The organism is Amycolatopsis circi (genome assembly GCF_003385235.1).
Lineage (GTDB): Bacteria > Actinomycetota > Actinomycetes > Mycobacteriales > Pseudonocardiaceae > Amycolatopsis > Amycolatopsis circi.
This window is the reverse complement of record NZ_PQIA01000044.1, coordinates 31,271-49,577: the sequence shown is the minus strand read 5'-3', so window position 1 is coordinate 49,577 and position 18,307 is coordinate 31,271. Positions and strand designations below refer to the sequence as shown.

The 18,307-nt window shown below is 69.7% G+C and carries 14 protein-coding genes; 5 read left to right on the top strand and 9 right to left on the bottom strand.

Translation table 11 applies throughout. From position 1 onward, the window contains the following. Positions 1-13: 13 nt before the first annotated feature. The 5 genes from D0D37_RS20400 to D0D37_RS20380 form a co-directional block, all read right to left on the bottom strand. Positions 14-682: a hypothetical protein gene (locus tag D0D37_RS20400; protein WP_116202150.1), complete on the bottom strand. Its 669-nt coding sequence runs from the start codon at positions 680-682 to the stop codon at positions 14-16. An 85-nt stretch (positions 683-767) separates the two neighbouring features. Continuing rightward, on the bottom strand, positions 768-1,313 hold the full coding sequence (locus D0D37_RS20395) for a hypothetical protein (protein ID WP_244223587.1): 546 nt from the start codon (positions 1,311-1,313) through the stop codon (positions 768-770). A gap of 227 nt (positions 1,314-1,540) precedes the next feature. Then, positions 1,541-2,884, bottom strand: coding sequence for a hypothetical protein (locus tag D0D37_RS20390; RefSeq protein WP_162834345.1), 1,344 nt, complete (start codon positions 2,882-2,884; stop codon positions 1,541-1,543). A 235-nt stretch (positions 2,885-3,119) separates the two neighbouring features. After that, entirely contained in the window at positions 3,120-4,490 is a 1,371-nt protein-coding gene (locus D0D37_RS20385) for a cystathionine beta-synthase (RefSeq protein WP_116202148.1), read from the bottom strand. Positions 4,491-4,523: 33 nt separating this feature from the next. Next, complete coding sequence (locus tag D0D37_RS20380) at positions 4,524-5,426, bottom strand: pentapeptide repeat-containing protein (protein WP_116202147.1); 903 nt, start codon at positions 5,424-5,426, stop codon at positions 4,524-4,526. Between the two features lie 120 nt (positions 5,427-5,546). Here D0D37_RS20380 and D0D37_RS20375 point away from each other — a divergent pair, with 120 nt between their 5' ends. Next, positions 5,547-6,767, top strand: a complete 1,221-nt coding sequence (locus D0D37_RS20375; protein WP_043828073.1) for an acetyl-CoA C-acetyltransferase — start codon at positions 5,547-5,549, stop codon at positions 6,765-6,767. 146 nt (positions 6,768-6,913) lie between these two features. Here D0D37_RS20375 and D0D37_RS20370 read toward each other — a convergent pair whose 3' ends face one another. From D0D37_RS20370 to D0D37_RS20355, 4 genes are all read right to left on the bottom strand, one after another. Beyond that, on the bottom strand, positions 6,914-8,446 hold the full coding sequence (locus D0D37_RS20370) for a DHA2 family efflux MFS transporter permease subunit (protein ID WP_116202146.1): 1,533 nt from the start codon (positions 8,444-8,446) through the stop codon (positions 6,914-6,916). A 185-nt stretch (positions 8,447-8,631) separates the two neighbouring features. Beyond that, positions 8,632-9,909 carry a YeeE/YedE family protein gene (locus D0D37_RS20365; protein WP_425266958.1) on the bottom strand — a complete coding sequence of 426 codons (1,278 nt, stop codon included), beginning with the start codon at positions 9,907-9,909 and terminating at the stop codon, positions 8,632-8,634. A gap of 151 nt (positions 9,910-10,060) precedes the next feature. Next, complete coding sequence (locus tag D0D37_RS20360) at positions 10,061-10,678, bottom strand: LppU/SCO3897 family protein (RefSeq protein ID WP_208720057.1); 618 nt, start codon at positions 10,676-10,678, stop codon at positions 10,061-10,063. 147 nt (positions 10,679-10,825) lie between these two features. Continuing rightward, positions 10,826-11,686, bottom strand: coding sequence for a Bax inhibitor-1/YccA family protein (locus D0D37_RS20355; protein WP_116202143.1), 861 nt, complete (start codon positions 11,684-11,686; stop codon positions 10,826-10,828). A 321-nt stretch (positions 11,687-12,007) separates the two neighbouring features. Between D0D37_RS20355 and D0D37_RS20350 the strand changes: the two genes are divergently transcribed. The 4 genes from D0D37_RS20350 (at position 12,008) to D0D37_RS20335 (ending at position 17,995) form a co-directional block, all read left to right on the top strand. After that, positions 12,008-13,498, top strand: coding sequence for an MSCRAMM family protein (locus tag D0D37_RS20350; RefSeq protein WP_116202142.1), 1,491 nt, complete (start codon positions 12,008-12,010; stop codon positions 13,496-13,498). Between the two features lie 18 nt (positions 13,499-13,516). After that, entirely contained in the window at positions 13,517-14,230 is a 714-nt protein-coding gene (locus D0D37_RS20345) for a class F sortase (protein ID WP_116202141.1), read from the top strand. Positions 14,231-14,710: 480 nt separating this feature from the next. Next, the gene (locus D0D37_RS20340) at positions 14,711-16,702 is read left to right on the top strand and encodes an SDR family oxidoreductase (protein WP_116202163.1); all 1,992 of its coding nucleotides are present in this window, start codon (positions 14,711-14,713) and stop codon (positions 16,700-16,702) included. A gap of 120 nt (positions 16,703-16,822) precedes the next feature. Beyond that, positions 16,823-17,995 carry a coiled-coil domain-containing protein gene (locus tag D0D37_RS20335; protein WP_116202162.1) on the top strand — a complete coding sequence of 391 codons (1,173 nt, stop codon included), beginning with the start codon at positions 16,823-16,825 and terminating at the stop codon, positions 17,993-17,995. The last annotated feature ends 312 nt before the right edge of the window (positions 17,996-18,307 follow it).

The window sequence follows — 18,307 nt, the reverse complement described above, 5'->3', positions numbered from 1 at the left end:
GGCAGCCCCGCGGTCACCAGCTCTGCGGCGGCGGGTACGCGCCCTGCTGAGCGGGCGCGCCCGGACGGTAGTTGACCCAGTCGGCGGTCGGCTTCACGATCGCCAGCACCAGGGTCGCGACCGGCGGGATCAGCCCGAGCAGGGCACCGCCGATGCCCGCGCCCAGGATCTGCGCGCTGCTGCTGGAGCTGTGGAGACCCGACGTCGCGGCGGAGAAGACGACAGCCGACACGATCCCGAGCGCGATCGTCAGCCCGCAGCCGATGATCGTGCACAGCCGCGCGGACGCCTTGTGCAGGAACAGGCCGATCCCGCCGTAGAACAGCAGGCCGACGAGCACCGCGTCGACGACCAGCGTCAGGTAGAACTGCCAGGGCGTCTCGTGGACGTTCGAGATCACCACGACCGAGGCGATGACCCCGATGATCGCGAAAATGCCGCCGAGGATCGCGAGGATCCCGGCGATGATCGCGGTCGCGCCGTTCGGTTTCTGCTGGTACACGCCAGGGCCGCCCGGGTAAGCCGGGTACGGCTGGCCCGCGGCAGGCGGAGCGAACGGCTGCTGCGGCGCGCCCGGGTACGGCTGCGCCGGCGTCGGCTGGCTCGCCGGGTAGGGCTGGCCGGGAATCGGGCCGCTCTGCGGCTGCTGGGGCTGGCCCTGCGGGTTCTGGGGGTAGGTCACGGGGAGTCCTCGGTGTATCTGTTCCCGCCGGACGGCGAGTGGAATGCCTGTATCGTGCCAGGCCCACCCGGTTTTCGGGGCGGATTTACCATTGTCGCGACGGTGACGAAGCAGGCACGGCGGGTGCGCGATGACGCAGGTAGCCGAAGGTTCGCGGCAAGCCCGCCAGCACGAGTGCCAGCAGCACCGCGGCCGCCAGTGCTACGCGGTCTAGCGCGGCGAAATTCTCGAACCGCACCAGCGTCCGGAAGTACTCGGCGTAAGCCGGGGAACCGCCCAGCGCAGGCTCCAGCAGAAGTGCGCCGAGAGCGAGCAACGCGCCCGCGATCAGCAGTACCGCTCCTGCTGTCGCACGGAAAAAGGTCGCGATCGCACCGAGCAGCAACACCAGAGAAGCGCCCAGGTACGCGGCGAGGTCGGCGAGCGTCAGCGGGGAAAGATCGCCGAGGCTGAAGCCGGAAGGAATGTCGAGGAACAGCCGTGCCGGAAGGTAGCCGGACGTCGCGGCGGCGACGAGACCGAACAGCCCGGCGGCGATCGCGGTGCTCCCGTTCGGCCGGTACGGCGCCGGATCCGCCGCGGAGGATTCCCGTTCCCGCTGCCGTGCCGGAAGTCCGTGCAGGCCGCTCACAGGAGGTCCCCCTCGGGCTGGGAAGGCGATTCGGACGGCGCTCACCCTAGCCCGGAAATGCGCGGTTGGGGACCGGCGAGAGCGCATGGGCGGTGCAATTCCCCCGGCTGCCGGAACGGCCGGGAAAAGCCCACCACCTTTCCGCGAATCCGGCGAAGAACGGACCGGAAACGACGAAGGGCGCCGCCGTCGGGAGACGGAGGCGCCCTTCGCGGAAATTCAGCGGCTCACCACTGCGGCGGCTGCTGCTGTCCCGGCTGGCCGTAGCCCGGAGGCGGCTGCTGCCCGCCCGGCGGCGGGTACTGGCCCGGCTGGCCGAAACCGCCCGGCTGCTGCGGCGGCTGGCCGTAGCCCGGCTGCTGTCCCGGCTGGCCGTAGCCCGGCTGCTGGCCGTAGCCGGGAGGCGGCTGCTGCCCGAAGCCCGGCTGCGGGTTCGCGCCGCTGCCCGGGTTCTGCCCGCCCGGCTGCGGGAAGCCCCCGCTGGCCGGGTTGGGTCCGCCGGGAGGCGGGAAGCCGCCGCCCTGCGGCTGGCCGTAGCCCGGCTGTCCGCCGCCGAAACCGCCCGGCTGCTGCGGTCCGCCGGGACCGCCGGGGCCGCCCGCGTTGCCCGAGGACGAACCGAGGCCGACGTACTGCGAGGTGGCCGGGATGATCGCGACCACGCCGACGATCAGGATGATGATGCCGAGGATCAGCGTCAGCATGCCGCCGCCGCTCGTCGCGCTCGATCCGCTGCCGCCGTACTTGTCGACGAAGGAACTGCTGACCGAGGTCCCGGTCTTCGCCAGGATCGAGAACAGCAGCAACAGCACGCCGCCGACGAGCACGCCGATCGGAGCGAGCTTGCGCATCACGGCCGCGCGGGAGGCGAGCGCCAGCGCGACGCCGCCCGCCAGCGCGATGACCGCGCCGACCAGGATCATGATCACGTAGAACCAGAGCGTGCCCGGCGAGGCGAGACCGGCCTCGTCGAACAGCTTCTGGTAGCGGCTCGAGCTGTTGTACATCGTCGAGTAGTCGCTGGTGTCGCTCATGTAGCTGAACGCGACGATCAGCGAGATCAGGCCGAGCAACGCGACGACGCCGCCGGCGATGTAGCCGTACAGCGCGTTGCCGCCGCCCGAAGAGGACGCCGCGGGGGACGCGCCGAACGGGGCGGGCTGGCCGAAGCCCGGCTGACCCGGCTGTCCGGGCTGGCCGAACGCGCCCTGCGGCGGGCCGCCGAAGCCGCCCTGGTCGTACCCGCCCGGCTGGCCGAAGCCCTGCGGCGGCTGACCCGGCTGCCCGGGCTGGCCCGGCTGCCCGAAGCCCTGCGGGGCGCCGAACCCGGCGACCGCGGCCGGGTTGTCCGCGGCGCTCGGCGGCGGGGCGTACGGGATGTTCTGCGGCTGCTGGCTCGGCGGAACCAGCTGCGTCGACTCGGCGTTGCCCTCGGCGCTCACGGGGTTGACCACCTGGGTGGCGTTCGCGTCGGCCGGCTGTCCCGGCTGCACGACCTGCGTCGGTTCCGGGGTGTCGCCGAACGCGCCGCCCCCGTGGGAAGGCTGCTGCGGCTGGCCCGGCTGGACCACCTGGGTCGGCTCCGACGCGCCGAAGGGACTGTCCTGCTGCGGTGTAGGACCACTCGAAGGGCCCTGCGGCGGCTGCTGTCCGCCGTCCCAGGGCTGGTTCGGTGGCTGCGGAGCACTCATGTGGGTCTTGAACCCCCTTGACGAGGACGCGAAAAAGTTCTATTCGGCCGTAACGCTATCGGATGCCCGGCCAGGACGCGCGCAGACGCCCCGGCCGGCAGCCGCGAGGTTGGAGCTATCGGCCCGCGAGGAACGCGAGCAAATCGTGCCTGGTGACGACGCCCGCCGGCTTGCCGTCGATCAGCACCAGAGCGCCGTCGGCCCCTTCGAGCGCCTTCATCGCGGCGCTCACCTGTTCGCCGGCCCCGATCGTCGGCAGCGGCGGCGACATGTGCGTCTCCAGCCGGTCGGCGAGCTGGGCCTTGCCGGTGAACAGCGCGTCGAGCAGGTCGCGCTCGTTGACCGCGCCGACCACCTCGGCGGCCATGACCGGCGGTTCGGCGCTGACGACGGGCATCTGGCTCACGCCGAATTCCGACAGGATGGCCACCGCTTCGGCGACCGTCTCGTTCGGATGCGAGTGCACGAGGCTGGGCAGCGCGCCGGACTTGCGGGTGAGCACGTCGCCGACCGTCGCGCCGGAGGAATCCGGCGGGAGGAAGCCGTAGGACGACATCCAGGCGTCGTTGAAAACCTTGGTGAGGTAGCCGCGGCCGCCGTCGGGCAGCAGCACGACCACGACGTCGTCCTCGGTCAGGTTCTCGGCCAGCTTCAGCGCGGCGGCCACGGCCATCCCGCACGAACCGCCGACGAGCAGGCCTTCTTCCGTCGCGAGCCGGCGCGTGGTCTCGAAGGAATGCGCGTCGCTGATCGGGATGATCTGGTCCGCGACGTTCCGGTCGTAGGTCTCCGGCCAGAAGTCCTCGCCGACGCCCTCGACCAGGTACGGCCGTCCGCTGCCGCCGGAGTACACCGAGCCCTCCGGATCAGCCCCGACGACCTGGACGCGGCCGTCGCTGACCTCCTTCAGGAACTGACCGGTGCCGGAGATCGTGCCGCCGGTGCCGACGCCCGCGACGAAGTGCGTGATCTTCCCGTCGGTCTGCTTCCAGATCTCCGGGCCGGTGGAGTGGTAGTGGCTGGCCGGGTTCTCCGGGTTGGCGTACTGGTTGGGCTTCCAGGCGCCCTCGATCTCGCGGACGAGCCGGTCGGACACGTTGTAGTACGAGTCGGGGTGCTCGGGCGCGACCGCGGTGGGGCACACGACGACGCGGGCACCGTACGCGCGCAGCACGTTGCGCTTGTCCTCGCTCACCTTGTCCGGGCAGACGAACACGCACTGGTAGCCCTTGCGCTGGGCGACCATGGCGAGCCCGACCCCGGTGTTGCCCGAGGTGGGCTCCACGATCGTGCCGCCGGGCCGCAGCTCTCCGGAGGCCTCGGCGGCCTCGATCATCCGCAGCGCGATCCGGTCCTTCACGCTGCCGCCCGGGTTGACGTACTCGACCTTGGCGAGCACGAGCGGCTTGAGCCCCCGCGTAAGCGAATTCAGCTTGACCAGCGGGGTGTTGCCCACGAGGTCCACGATGTGTTCTGCGTACTCCACGCGACCAGCCTAAACAGCCGGGTGCCGGACCGGCTAGCGCGGGACCACGCGGAGCCAGCCGTCGTCGCCGGGTTCCTCCGTCCATCCGGCGGGCCAGCCGCGGCGGTAGCCGGGTTTCGCGAGGGCTCCGGCCAGCCGGACTTCCGCGTCCCCGGCGAATTCCGCGTGCTGTTCGAACTTCGCGCCGCGGAATGCGTCGCGTTCGCCGCCGATGGCGACGCCGCGGAAGTCCGCGCGTTTCTCGAACACCGCCTCAGTGAAATCGGCTTTGGTGCGGAATTCGGTGTAACAAAACGTAGATTCTTCGGTGAACGTCGTTTTGTGACAGACGATGGAACGGATCCGGCAGTAGGTGAGAGTCAGCTCGACGAGCCGGGCGCCGGAGAAGTCGAGGTCGATGTCCGGCCAGTACGACCCGGTCGGCTCGTCGCCGCCGCCCGGACGCAGGTGCAGCATCAGGATCCGCTGCGCGGCCTTGCGCACCTGCACCTCTTCGTCGGTGCCGTCCAACGGCATCCGCAGGTACGCGCAGAGCACGTTGACGATGGTCTGCCGCTGGTCCGCGTGGCTCTGGGCAAGCCGTTCGAGCGCGTACAGCCCGGCCAGCCGGACCGGGGCCTTGTCGCTGCCGAGCTGGTCGGCGGCCTTGCCGTACATGTCGGTGATCCGGCGCTGGGTCGCGTCGTGGTCCTTCTGTTCCAGATCCAGTTCCGCGGACCGCTGCCGCCGCGCGGCGAGCAGGAGCGCGGCCGCGCCGCCGGTCCCGACGACGATGCTCGAGGCCGTGCGCAGCGCGTCGAGCCGCGACGAATCCGCCGGGGTGCCGCCGCCGAGCAGCCACAGCAGCAGCGCCGCCGCGACCGCCGCGAGCAGCACGATGCCGGTCCCCCACCACGCGATCGTCCGCGTGGACAACACCCGGTTGCGCTCTGTCACGGCGGAAATCCTCCCACGGGCGCAAGGTGGTGCATGTCGCCTTCGGCTTTCGATCGGACGCCGGACGCGGCAAGATGGTGAGCAACCGCTTAGCGCCGCCGACCCGAGGATGTGTCTGTCATGCCCGAAGCCGTCATCGTCTCCACCGCCCGCTCCCCGATCGGCCGCGCCGGGAAGGGCTCGCTGGTCGGGATGCGCCCCGACGACCTGGCCGTGCAGATGGTGCGCGCGGCGCTGGACAAGGTGCCCCAGCTGGACCCGGCCGACATCGACGACCTGATGCTCGGCTGCGGCCTGCCCGGCGGCGAGTCCGGTTTCAACATGGGCCGCGCGGTGGCCGTCGAACTCGGCTACGACCACCTGCCCGGCTGCACGATCACCCGGTACTGCTCCTCCAGCTTGCAGACCACCCGGATGGCGCTGCACGCGATCAAGGCGGGCGAGGGCGACGTCTTCATCTCGGCCGGCGTCGAGGCCGTGTCGCGGTTCGCCAAGGGCAGCTCCGACTCCTGGCCGGACACGCACAACCCGCTGTTCGCCGACGCCGAGGCGCGCACCAAGGCCACCGCCGAGTCCGGTGCGGACAGCTGGCAGGACCCGCGCGAGAACGGGCAGCTCCCGGACGTCTACATCGCGATGGGGCAGACCGCGGAGAACCTCGCGCGGCTCAAGGGCGTCACGCGCGAGGAGATGGACGAGTTCGGCGTGCGGTCGCAGAACCTCGCCGAGAAGGCCATCGCGGACGGCTTCTGGGCCAAGGACATCACGCCGGTCACGCTGCCGGACGGCACCGTCGTGTCGAAGGACGACGGGCCGCGCGCGGGCGTGACGCTCGAAGGCGTGTCCGGACTGAAGCCGGTCTTCCGCCCCGACGGCCGGATCACCGCGGGCAACTGCTGCCCGCTCAACGACGGCGCGGCGGCTGTCGTGATCATGTCCGACACGAAGGCGCGCGAGCTGGGCCTGACGCCGCTGGCGCGCGTCGTGTCGACCGGCGTCACCGGGCTGTCGCCGGAGATCATGGGCTACGGCCCGGTCGAGGCGTCGAAGCAGGCGCTGTCCCGCGCCGGACTGTCCATTTCGGACATCGACCTCGTCGAGATCAACGAGGCGTTCGCCGCACAGGTGATTCCCTCCTACCGCGACCTTGGCATCGACCTGGACCGGCTGAACGTCAACGGCGGCGCGATCGCGGTCGGCCACCCGTTCGGCATGACCGGCGCGCGGATCACCTCGACGCTGATCAACTCCCTGCAGCACCACGACAAGCAGTTCGGCCTCGAGACGATGTGCGTCGGCGGCGGACAGGGCATGGCGATGGTTCTGGAGCGGCTTTCCTGAACGCCAGCGTGGCTCCGTTCCTGCGATAGTCCGTGAGGGGAACCCTGAGGGAATCTGAGTCCCTCAGGGTTCCCCTCACGGACCGCAGCAACGAGAAAGGGCCGTCCGCGAGCGCAACGCGGACGGCCCTTTCCTCAGGTGAAGCGTCAGTGCATCAGCACCGGAGGAGCGGCCTCGTCGGACTCCGTCGCCGCGGGCACCACGCGCTTCTTCGGCAGGAAGAACGCGGGCACCAGGCACAGCGCCAGCAGGACCGTGCCCCACAGGAACGTCGTCGCGAACGACTCGCCCGCGAGACCGGCCGCGGCGTCGTGCGTGGCCGGGTTCATCGTCGCCGCGGTGGCGACCAGCTGGCCCTGGCTCGTCGGGACGCCGAACTTCCCGGCGAGCAGCGCCGCCAGGATGATCGACATCACCGCGGACCCGATCGCGCCCGCGGTCTGCTGCAGGATGTTCGTCGCGGTCGAAGCCTTCGCCATGTCCTTGGACTGCAACGTCTGCAGTGCGGCCGAGGTGATCGGCATCATCGTGCAGCCCATACCAATGCCCATCACGAACAGCGCGGCCAGCAGCTGCCAGTACGGCGTGGTGGCGCTGACCTGCGTGAACACCACCATGCCCAGTGCGATCAGGACCAGCCCGGGCACCACGATCCGGCGCGGCGCGATCTTGTCCGCCAGCCGTCCGGTGACCGGCATCGCCAGCATCGCGCCCAGGCCCTGCGGGGCCAGCAGAAGACCGGCGTTCAGCGCGCTCTCCCCGCGCACCAGCACGAAATACGTGGGCAGCAACAGCATCGCGCCGAAGAACCCGACGCAGAACACCGCCATCGTGATCATCGCGACCGAGAACGACCTGTTGCGGAACAGCTTCAGGTCGATCAGCGGATGCTCCATGGTCCGCGCCCGCAGCACGAACGCGACCAGCAGCACGATCCCGGCCAGCGCGGGCAGCCACACCTCGAGGTCGGCGACGGTGCCGGTCGACGGGATCCGCGAGACCCCGAAGATCAGCGCGGCCAGGCCCGGCGACACCATCAGCATGCCGAGGAAGTCGAACCGGTTGCCTGCCTCCGGGTTGTCCTTCGGGAGCAGCCGCAGCGCGAGCACGAAGGCGATCAGTCCGATCGGGACGTTGATGTAGAAGATCCAGCGCCAGCTCACCGAGTCGACCAGCCAGCCGCCGAGGATCGGGCCGCAGATCGGGCCGAGCAGCATCGGCACGCCCAGCACGGCCATCACCCGGCCGATCCGCTGCGGACCGGCCGCACGGGTCAGGATCGTCATGCCCGCGGGCATCAGCATGCCGCCGCCGAGGCCCTGCACGACGCGGAACGCGATCAGCGATTCGACGTTCCAGGCGAGCCCGGCCAGCATCGAGCCGAGCAGGAAGGTGCCGATCGCGAGCAGGTACAGCCGTTTCGTGCCGAACCGGTCGGACGCCCAGCCGGTGACCGGGATGACCGTCGCCAGCGCCAGCATGTAGCCGGTCGCGACCCACTGGATGGTGTCGAAGGACGTGGTGAACTGGATGGTGAGTTTCTGAAGCGCGACGTTGACCACGGTGGTGTCGAGGATCGCCATAATGGCGCCGAGCACCACCACGGAAGCGACCTTCAGCACTCCCCGGTCAAGTTTGTCACCGGCATCCGGCGCGGCCGGAGTCGCGGGTGCGGACATGCGGAACCCCATCTGTTAGTGGTGAAGCGCAAGCCCGCGACGCGACAATACGACAGCGGTTCCCCCTTGCGCGCGCTCCAGACTAGCCGAGCGGCAAGCGGTGCCACAGCCTTTTTCGCTGGCGGAAGAAATACGTGGGGGCTTTTCGCGCAGTCACGATGACCTGCGAAAAGCCCCCACGAGGGTCAGCAGATACTGTCCGTGCGCACGGGGTTGCCCAAACCGAACAATGGCCGCAGTTTCAGCCCGATCCAGGTCCCGAAAAGCGCGAACGCGCCCCACAGCCAGCCGTGCAGACTGCCGACGGAAATGCCGCCGAGGTACGCGCCGATGTTGCAGCCGTTCGCCAGTCGCGCGCCGATGCCCATCAGGATTCCGCCGAGAACCGCGGCGACGGCGGTGCGCCACGGGATCGAGCTGTGGATCTTCCACGCGCCCGCGGCAGCCGCGGCGACGAACGCGCCGATCATGATCCCGATGTCGGTGAGGCTCGTCTTGTCCTGCCAGATCGGCTTGGACAGCGACGTCGCGTTGGCCTTCAACTGCCAGAACTCCCACTGCTCCGGGTGCAGTCCGAACACCTGGAGAATTTTCGCGCCCCACAAGCTGAACGCGCTCGTGACGCCCCAGATCCCGCCGGAAACCAGGTAGACCGCGCCGGCCAGCACGCCGAGCACCACCGCGCCGACGAGGACCGGCCACGAGCCGCGGAAGATCCGGGCGAACCCGTGCGCGGTCGGCACGGTGTCGACCGGCGGCGGCACGCGGCGTTTCTGCACCACCCGGGTACCGATCACGATCGCGACGAGGACCGCGATCGTGATCGCCCACGAGCCGAACCAGCCGACGTGATCCGACAGCAGGAATCCGGAAACCTGCGGCCAGCCGGTGAAAAGCGGGTAGCCCCACGTGTAGATGACCGATCCGGTGATGAAACCGCCGAGAGTCAGCACGATCGTCGACTGCCCGGCACCGACCGCGAACAGGGTCCCGGACGCGCACGCACCGCCGAGTTGCATGCCGATCGCGAAAAGCGTGGCTCCGACGAACAACGCCAGCCCGATCGGCCCGACGTTCGCCACCGGCAGCGGTTTGCTGCCGAAGAGACCCGCGCCGGTGCCGCAGATGAGGGCGACGAGTGTCGCGGCCGTGCCGAGCAGGAGAGTGTGCGCACGGAGGCCTTGGCCGTTGCCGACGGCGATCAGCTGCCGCCAGGCGGACGTGAAACCGAAGCGGGAGTGGAAAAGGGCGAGGCCGAGCAGCAGCCCCAGCACGAGCAGAACCCCGAACTTCGCGCCGTGCGCGGCCCAGACGTACGCCGTCAGCCCGACCGCGAGCACCGCGGCGACGGCCAGCGGGACGACCTTGACCGGCTCCTCCGGTTTCGGAGCCGGAGCCTCGCAGGAGGTCGGGAAATCGAGCAGTTTTCGCTCGTCGACAGGGGAATCGGTGGTCGCCACCACGTCTCCTGGGGGTGTCGGGGATCAACGGGGCCGCCCGGCGGCGGGCGGCGGTCCACGTTAGGTCCGCGCGGCGACCGCACGCAGCCTGTCCCACGGAGTGCGACGAACGGCCGAAACCGGACGTCCGGACGGCCCCTTTGTACCGCCCCGGTCAGCTCTTGATGCAGATGACTTCTTCCGGATCGGAGTACCAGCGGACGGCGGTCGAACCGCTGCCCTCGCACGCCGAACGATCCTTCGTGCCGGTCACCAGCTTGACGATCTCCGCGTTCTTCTGCGGGTCCGTGCACGCGACCTTCTGGTAGGTCGTCGTGGCGGTCTGGAGCCCGGAGAGGCAATCCCCTTGCCGCACATTGGGAACGAGACAGAGCACGCGGCGGTTCTTGCCGCCGGTGGTGTAGCGGTAGTAGTCGCCGCGCGGGCAGGTTCCGCTCCGGTTCGCGCGGACGACCGCGACCTTGACGTTCGCTCCGGGGTCGGCGCAGTCGATCGTTTTCGTCGTCGTGGTCGAGCCGGACTTCTCGATGTGCATGCAGTCGCTCGCGTGGGTGTTGCTGGTCGAGTTGCCGAACGTGAAGAACCCGATGACGACCCCCGCCGCCACGACCACCACCGCGACGGCGACCAGCACGACGGTCTTGGTCGGGAAGTTACGCTTCGGACTCTGTTGCGGCGGCATCCCGCCCGGGCCGTGGTGCTGCTGGAACGGCGACGGCCCGTTCTGGCCGTAGCCCGGCTGCGGTCCGTGCCCGTACGGGGGGACGCTCACGTGATACCTCGCAAACCCGAAAGAAAGATTCCGACCGGGCACATCCAACACGACGGCCGCGAGGGCTCGCAGAGGTTCGAGGCAGAAAACCAGAAAAGGCGCTCCGCGTATCGCGGAGCGCCCCTTCCCGGAAACCTGCGGCGACAGCTAGTCGCGCAGGTAAGACAGCAGACGCAGGATCTCGAGGTACAGCCACACCAGCGTGGTCATCAGGCCGAACGCGGCGTACCAGGCCCACTTCGACGGCATGCCGGCGCGGATCATCTTGTCGGCCTGGTCGAAGTCGAGCAGGAAGCTGAACGCGGCGATGCCGATGACCACCAGGCTGAACAAGATGGACAGCGGGCTGCCGTCGCGCAGCGGGTTGAAGCCGAAGAACACCGCGGTGACCAGGTTGACCAGCATGAGGATCGCGGCACCGGCGATCGCGCCGACGATCCACTTGGTGAGCTTCGGCGTGACCTTCACCGCGCCGGTCTTGTAGACGACCAGCATCGCGACGAAGACGCCCGCGGTGCCGATGAGCGCCTGCAGGGCGATGCCCGGCAGGAACACCTCGAACAGGCCGCTGAGCGCACCGAGGAACAGGCCCTCGGCACCGGAGTAGACGAGCGTGAGCGGGCCGCTCGGCTTCTGCTTGAAGATGATCACCAGCGACACGACGAGGCCCACCACGAGCCCGCCGATCAGCGCGCCGAGGAGCGGCCCGCTCGGCGAGAGCCTGCCGAGCGAATCGCGCACGAGCTGGGACTGCGCCCAGATCGCGGTGAGGACGCCGATGACGAGCGCGACGCCGAGCGACATGCCGGTCTTGACGACGACGTCGTCGACCGTCATCGGACGGTCGGCGGAGGCGGTGCCCATCTGCCCCGGGCCGTAACCCGGGACGCCGCCTTGGCCCTGCGGCTGGCCGTAGGGCTGGTCGAAGCCGACGTTCGGCCCGTACTGCCCGGTCGCGGCCGCGCCGCGCGGGAGATTGCGGAACGCCGGGTTGCTGCTGGAACGCACCTGTCCTCCTGGACTTTATGGCACCTTGCATCGGGTTCAACGACCGCGGCGGCTCGCTGGTTCCCGTTCGGGTAAAGCCGATTTTACTCGTCACCCGCACGGGTGGGGCGACCCCCGTTACGGCCACCGTAGGCGATGAAGGTCACGACCGTTCACCGCAGGTCACCCGATGGTCTCTAGACAACCCCCATGCTGACCCGCGAACCTTCACATCGCGTGTCCGGGAAGTGACCGAACGCGCGTCGGGGAGTTTGTTCGATCAGGTGAACTGCGAAGACGCCGCTCAGGCGTCGGCGGGCACGTCGAAGGAGCCAACACACCATGGGGTGGATCTCACGCCCGCGCGCTCGCTGGCGCGCGGCCACCGGGCTGGTCGCGACCGCACTGCTCGGCGCACTCTCCGTAACCGCATTAGGGACTACTCCGGCTGCCGCGGCCGCCACCACCGGCCACGGCCAAACGATCAAGCACAAAGAGGCCGACGGCGTCACGTACGAGGATTGGCTTGGCTCGTACAAGGTGGGCGGCAAGGACGTGTTCTGCGTCAGCTTCCACCTGAAGGCACCGGACAGCGATGAGCAGTACCAACCAGGTCAAGATCTGTTGACGAAGTGGGGCGATCCGCTGAAGCCCGACGTCGCAGGCAACATCTCGTACCTGCTGTTGCGTTACGGCAACACCACGAACGACGACGAGGCCGCCGCGCTGGCCCACCTGCTGCACTCGTGGACCGCCCCGACGAAGACGCCCGGCGACACGGACTTCGGCACGCCCCCGAACAAAGCTGCCTATCCCGAGGACAAATACTTCAAGCTCCTCACCGCGGAAGCCGCCAAGGACGTGGCCAAGATGAAGGCCGAGGCCGCAGCGAACCGCGGCCCGTGGACGGCCTCGGTCACCGCGCCGAAGGGCGATCAGCACATCGGCCAGCCCGCGGCCTGGACAGTCACGGTGAAGAACTCCCAGGGCAAGGGCATCCCGGACGTTCCGGTGAAGCTGACCGCCACCGACGGGACTATCGGCCAAGCGGACAAGCAGGCCGACGCCGAGAAGGCTTCAGACTCTTCGTCGGGCAACTCCGCGCCCCAGGCCGCGGAGAAGGACACGACGATCAAGACCGATGCGAACGGCACGGTCACGGCGAAGGTCACTCCCACCGGCGACCAGCCGAAGCTCGTCGCGTCCCTGTCCGCGCCCGCGGACAAGCCGACTGTCCAGACCCCGGTCGACACCAAGGACGGAATCCAGAGCGTCGTCGGCACCGGCGGTGAACAGCAACTGACCGCGCAAGGCGTCGTAGCCGTAGCGAAGCCGGGCAAGGTGCAGGTCACCAAGACCGACGCCAAGACCGGCAAGGGCATCGGCGGGGCGACGCTGCGGGTCACCGGCAAGGACCGCAAGAGCGCGGCCACCAGCCAGGACGGCAAGCCGCTCACCGGGCCCGACGGGCAACCCGCCGTGGTGACCACCAGCGGGGACAACGGGACGGCGACCGTCGAGAATCTGCTGGCCCCGCAGGAGGTTTGCGTGGTCGAGGTGAACGCGCCGCCGGGCTACACCAACGCGTTCGACCCGAACAATCCGCCCGCCGCGTGCGGATCGCTGACGCCGGGCGGCACACTCGCACTGACTGTGGCGAACACGCCGAACGAAGTGCCGCACGCGATTCCGGCCGGCGATCTGCCGGTGACGATGGCGAAGGGCACTGTCGAGACGAGTTTCTCCACGGGCGGCATCGCGGGTCTCGCGGCACTGGTACTCGTCGGTTCGGCGCTGGTCGGGTTCGCCGCTCGGCGGTCGGCCCGGCGGTAATCGAAAGCAGCAAGGGCAATGAACGGAAAAGGACGGCTGATCGGCGGGTTCGTGCTCGGCGCGGCAAGCGTGCTGGCAGTGGAACTCGCGACGGTCGTGATCAGTTCGCCGCCGACGACGGTGGTGGCCGGGAGCGCGTCCCCGGCCACCGCCGCCGTTCCGGCCGCTTCCCCGCAGCAATTGGCGCCCGCGCCGCCGCCGTCGAGCAGTTCGGCGGCACCGCCCAGCAGTTCGGCGGCAGCACCGCCGCCTGCCGCACCCGCGGAGCATCGGCAGGCTCCGGAACCGGGACCGCAGGCACCGGGCACGATCCGGCTGCCTGGCGGCGGGACCGCGGCGATGGTGCGCCAGGACCTCGGGCCGGGCAACACGCTTCCGGTGCCGGCGGACATCGGCCAGGCGGCTTGGTGGGGCGCGGATCTGGAGGCAGTCAGCGGCGCGAGCGTGTTCGCGGGCCACGTGAACTGGCGCGGCGCGACCGGCCCCTTTTCGGAGCTGTGGAACGAGCGCATCGGCGGCGTGGTGACGATCGTGGACCGCGCGGGCAAGACGCGCCAGTACCGGATCTCCCAGCTGGTCACCGTGCACAAGAACGATCTGCCGAGCCGCGCCGACGACCTCTTCGGGCAGGCCGGGCCGCATCGGGTGGTCCTGGTGACCTGCGGCGGACGCTGGATCGGCGGGAGCGACGGGTACGAGGAGAACCGCGTGGTGATCGCGGACCCGGCGTGAGGGGTCCCCTCGCGCCCCGCTGAAACCAATGCCAGGGACTCAAGCGGCGTGGCCTCACGCCTACCTACCGTCCGCAAAGGCCACCACTTCCGCCGAAATGCCCGAACTATGCCCACTTAGCCGCTTCCGCCTGTCCGTGAGGGGAACCCTGAGGGACTCAGAGTCCCTCAGGGTTCCCCTCACGGACAGCGAACCCCGTGCCGGCCTCGCCAACCCCACGACCAGGACAGGCACGCTTCGAACCGCACCCACAGCGCCGCCTTAAGTCCCTGGCATTGTCCGCTGAAACCGCGCGAGGGGTCCATTCGCGCAGTTTTTGGCCAGCCCGTCGCTCGCGGAAATCCGCCGCCACCTGCGGAACCCCGTGCCGACGCTAAGTTACTTGCGAGTAACCTCACCCTGTCGCGTTGTGGTCAGCGCGGCGTCCATGCAGCAGAATGCCCATGGGTTCAGGCGGCGGCACGGCGGAGGGTGATGGAGATGGCGACGTTCTTGGTGACAGGCGCGACCGGGTTGATCGGACGCCAGGTCACCCGGCAGCTGCTCACCCGGCCGGACGTGGAACGGGTCGCGCTCGTGGTGCGCGCGTCGTCGAGGGAGAAGCTGGCCGCGCTCGTCGACGCGTGGCCGCATCCGGACCGCGTGACGCTCGTGACCGGCGACCTCGGCGAACCGCTGATGGGGGTGTCCGAAGCGGACCGGGAGGCGCTGCGCGGCGTCGACCACGTCGTCCACCTCGCCGCGCTCTACGACCTCACCGCCGACGACGAAACGAGCATCCGGGCCAATGTGGACGGTACGCAGAACGTCCTCGACCTCGCCGCGGACCTGAACGCCGGCTGCCTGCACCACGTCTCGTCGGTCGCCGTCGCCGGAGACCACGAAGGACTGTTCACCGAGGACATGTTCGACGTCGGCCAGCGGCTGATCACGCCGTACCACCGCACCAAATTCGAGGCCGAGAAGCTCGTCCGGGAACAGCACGAGGTGCCGTGGCGGGTGTACCGGCCCGCGGTCGTGGTCGGCGATTCGCAGACCGGCGAGATGGACAAGATCGACGGCCCGTACTACCTCTTCCCAGCGATCAGCAGGCTCGCCGGGCTGCCCGACATCCCGTCCGCCGGCCCGGATCTGGGCGACACCAACGTGGTTCCGGTGGACTACGTCGCGAAAGCCCTGCTGGAACTGGTCACCACGCCGGGTCTCGACGGCCGCGCCTTCCACCTCGTGAACCCCGAACCGCAGCCGGTGGTGTCGGTCTACAACGCGTTCGCCCGCGCCGCCGGAGCGCCGACGATCACCGTGCAGCTCGGCGACAAGGTGTCGAAGGGAATCGTGGGGCTGGTCAAGCTCAGCGAGCACATTCCCGGGTTCACCATCGCCCGCGACGCGGTGCTGGAGCGGCTCGGCATTCCGCCGGTGCTGCTGGAAACGATGGCGTTCCCGGCGGTGTTCGCCTCCGCGGAAACCCGGAAGGCGCTGGCCGGCAGCGGCGTCGAGGTGCCCCGGCTCGAGGAGTACGCCCCGACGCTGTGGCGCTACTGGCGCGAACACCTCGACCCGTTCCGCGCGCGCAAGCACGGTCCGCGCGGCGAACTGGACGGCCGCCGGGTGATCATCACCGGCGCGTCGTCGGGCATCGGACGGGCCACCGCGCTGAAGGTCGCCGCGGCGGGCGGGGTTCCGCTGCTGGTCGCGCGCCGGCAGCACGAACTGGAAGAAGTGCGGGACGAGATCATCGCGGCGGGCGGCACCGCGTCGGTGTACCCGGCGGACCTCACCGACGAGGATTCGGTGCGCAAGGCCGTGGACGCGATGCTGTCCGAACACGGCCGGATCGACATGCTCGTGAACAACGCCGGCCGGTCGATCCGGCGGTCGATCAAGCTGTCGTACGACCGGATGCACGACTACGAGCGCGCGATGGCGATCAACTACTTCGGCGCGGTGCGGCTGATCCTGGCGGTCCTCCCGCACATGTCGGAGCGCAAATTCGGGCACATCGTGAACGTTTCCTCGATCGGCGTGCAGGGAATCGCGCCGCGCTTTTCCGCCTATGCCGCGTCGAAGGCCGCGCTGGACTACTTCTCCCGGATAGCGGCGACCGAAACGCACGGCGACGGGATCACCTTCACCACCATCCACATGCCGCTCGTGCGCACGCCGATGATCCGGCCGACGAAGATCTACGACGCGTTCCCCACGAAATCGCCGGAACAGGCGGCGGACATGGTGCTGAAAGCGCTGGTGCGGCGGCCGAAGCACATCGGCACCCCGGCCGGCCAGGCGATCGGGCTGACCTACACGCTCGCGCCGGGGCTCACCGACGCGATCGCGTACCAGGGTTTCCGGATTTTCCCGGACTCCGCGGCGGCGGGCGGCAGCGGGAAACTGAAGATCGGGCGCGGCGACAAACACCTGTCCCGCGCGGCGATGGCATTGGCCCGGCTGTCGCGCGGGTTCCACTGGTAGTGACGGCTTCGCGCGGCGGGTGAGGCCGTTCAGGCGAGATCGCCGCGGAGAATCGACCCGGGGCGGTGATTCACCACTCCTGGCGGCACGCACGCCAGGTGCGCGGGTACGGTCGTGGACATGGTTCCCGAGCGAGACAACGGCCTCCTCCCGCTGCGGCGCGAATACACCGAAGCCTGGCGCGGCTTCGACCGCACCGAGGTGCGGCAGTACCTCGACCACCTCGAAGGTCAGCTGCACCGGCTGATCACCGACCGCGACGCGACGGCCGCGCAGGTCGCCACGCTGTCGCGCGAACTCGAGGCGGCGCGCGGAGAGGTGTCGAAGCTGCAGTCCCGGGTCGAGGAGCTGCTGAAGCCGCCGGAGCGTCTCGAGGACCTGGACGAGCGGATGCAGCGCACCGTCACGCTCGCGCACGCGCGTGCCGAGGAGATCACCAAGCGCGCGCAGGTGGCGGCCGAGAAGCACTGGGCGTCGTCGACCGAGGCGTCCACGAAGCTGCGCGAGCGGTACCACCGCCTGGTCGAGGAGCTGGACAAGCAGGCCGAAGCGCTGCACTCGGAGCACGAGGCCGCGCTGAAGGAAACCCGCGCCGAAGTGCAGCGGCTGACGGTCGAGGCGGCACAGCGCCGGGAACTCCTCGACAACGAAGCCGAGCGCAAGCGCCGCAAGATCGAGCGCGATTTCGACGCGAAGATCACCGCCGAGCGCACCGCGCACGAAAAGATGATCACCGACCAGCGCACGGCCAGCAAGAACCAGGCCGAGCGCCGGATCTCGGAAGCCACCGCGGAGGCGACCCGCCGCGTCGAGGAGGCGACGGCAGAGGCCAAGCGCCGTCTCGACGAGGCGACCACGCAGGCGGCCCAGCGCACCACCGCGGCGACGCGGAAGGTCGAGCGGCTCGCGGAGATCCGCGAACAGGCCCGCAAGAACCTGGCGCTGGCGGACGAGGTGCTCGGCCGCAGCGAAGGTTTGCTGACGGCGCTGCCGTCGGAATCGGTGCTGCCGTCTGCCTCGAAGCTCGTCGGCGGGGACGACCCGGCCAAGCCGGACCCGTCGCCCGCGCCGGTTGAGTCGAAGGCTGCTGCTCCGTCTCCGTCGCCCAAGGCGAAGGCTGGGAATGGTTCTGCCGCGAAGACTCCGGCGGGGAACGGCTCGTCGGCGAACGGCGGGTCCGGAAACGGCGGGGCGGCGGAAAGCGCGGCTGGCAACGGCGCGAAGACCGGAAACGGCTCGACGGGGAACGGCGCGAAGTCCCAGCCGCAGACGGCGGGCAAGCCGAGCAGCTGAGCCACGGTTCGCGGGCCGGGACGCCTCGGCCGCCAACAGCTTGACCGTGGTTTGCGGGAGCCCGTCGACCCGGACACGGTTCGGCGGGCACCTGCTGCAGCTATCGGAACAGGCGTTCCGCATACGGCCCCGGAAAGAGCACACCGCTTGACCCGCGGTTCGCAGCGAACCCGCCGACCCAGACACAGTTCGGCGGGTATCTACTGTGGCCATCGGAGCGGGCCTCCCGCATACGGCCCGGAAAAAAGCACATCGGCAGGCTTGCCGAACCGCCGCAAGCAGTTAGCCCGTCGGTCCGGAAGCGGCTCGCGG

Excerpts from the sequence above, each read along its gene's own strand:
- D0D37_RS20375 (WP_043828073.1), top strand. The coding sequence starts at position 5,547 with ATGCCCGAAGCCGTCATCGTCTCCACCGCCCGCTCCCCGATCGGCCGC.
- D0D37_RS20370 (WP_116202146.1), bottom strand. The coding sequence starts at position 8,446 with ATGTCCGCACCCGCGACTCCGGCCGCGCCGGATGCCGGTGACAAACTT.
- D0D37_RS20350 (WP_116202142.1), top strand. The coding sequence starts at position 12,008 with ATGGGGTGGATCTCACGCCCGCGCGCTCGCTGGCGCGCGGCCACCGGG.
- D0D37_RS20345 (WP_116202141.1), top strand. The coding sequence starts at position 13,517 with ATGAACGGAAAAGGACGGCTGATCGGCGGGTTCGTGCTCGGCGCGGCA.
- D0D37_RS20340 (WP_116202163.1), top strand. The coding sequence starts at position 14,711 with ATGGCGACGTTCTTGGTGACAGGCGCGACCGGGTTGATCGGACGCCAG.
- D0D37_RS20335 (WP_116202162.1), top strand. The coding sequence starts at position 16,823 with ATGGTTCCCGAGCGAGACAACGGCCTCCTCCCGCTGCGGCGCGAATAC.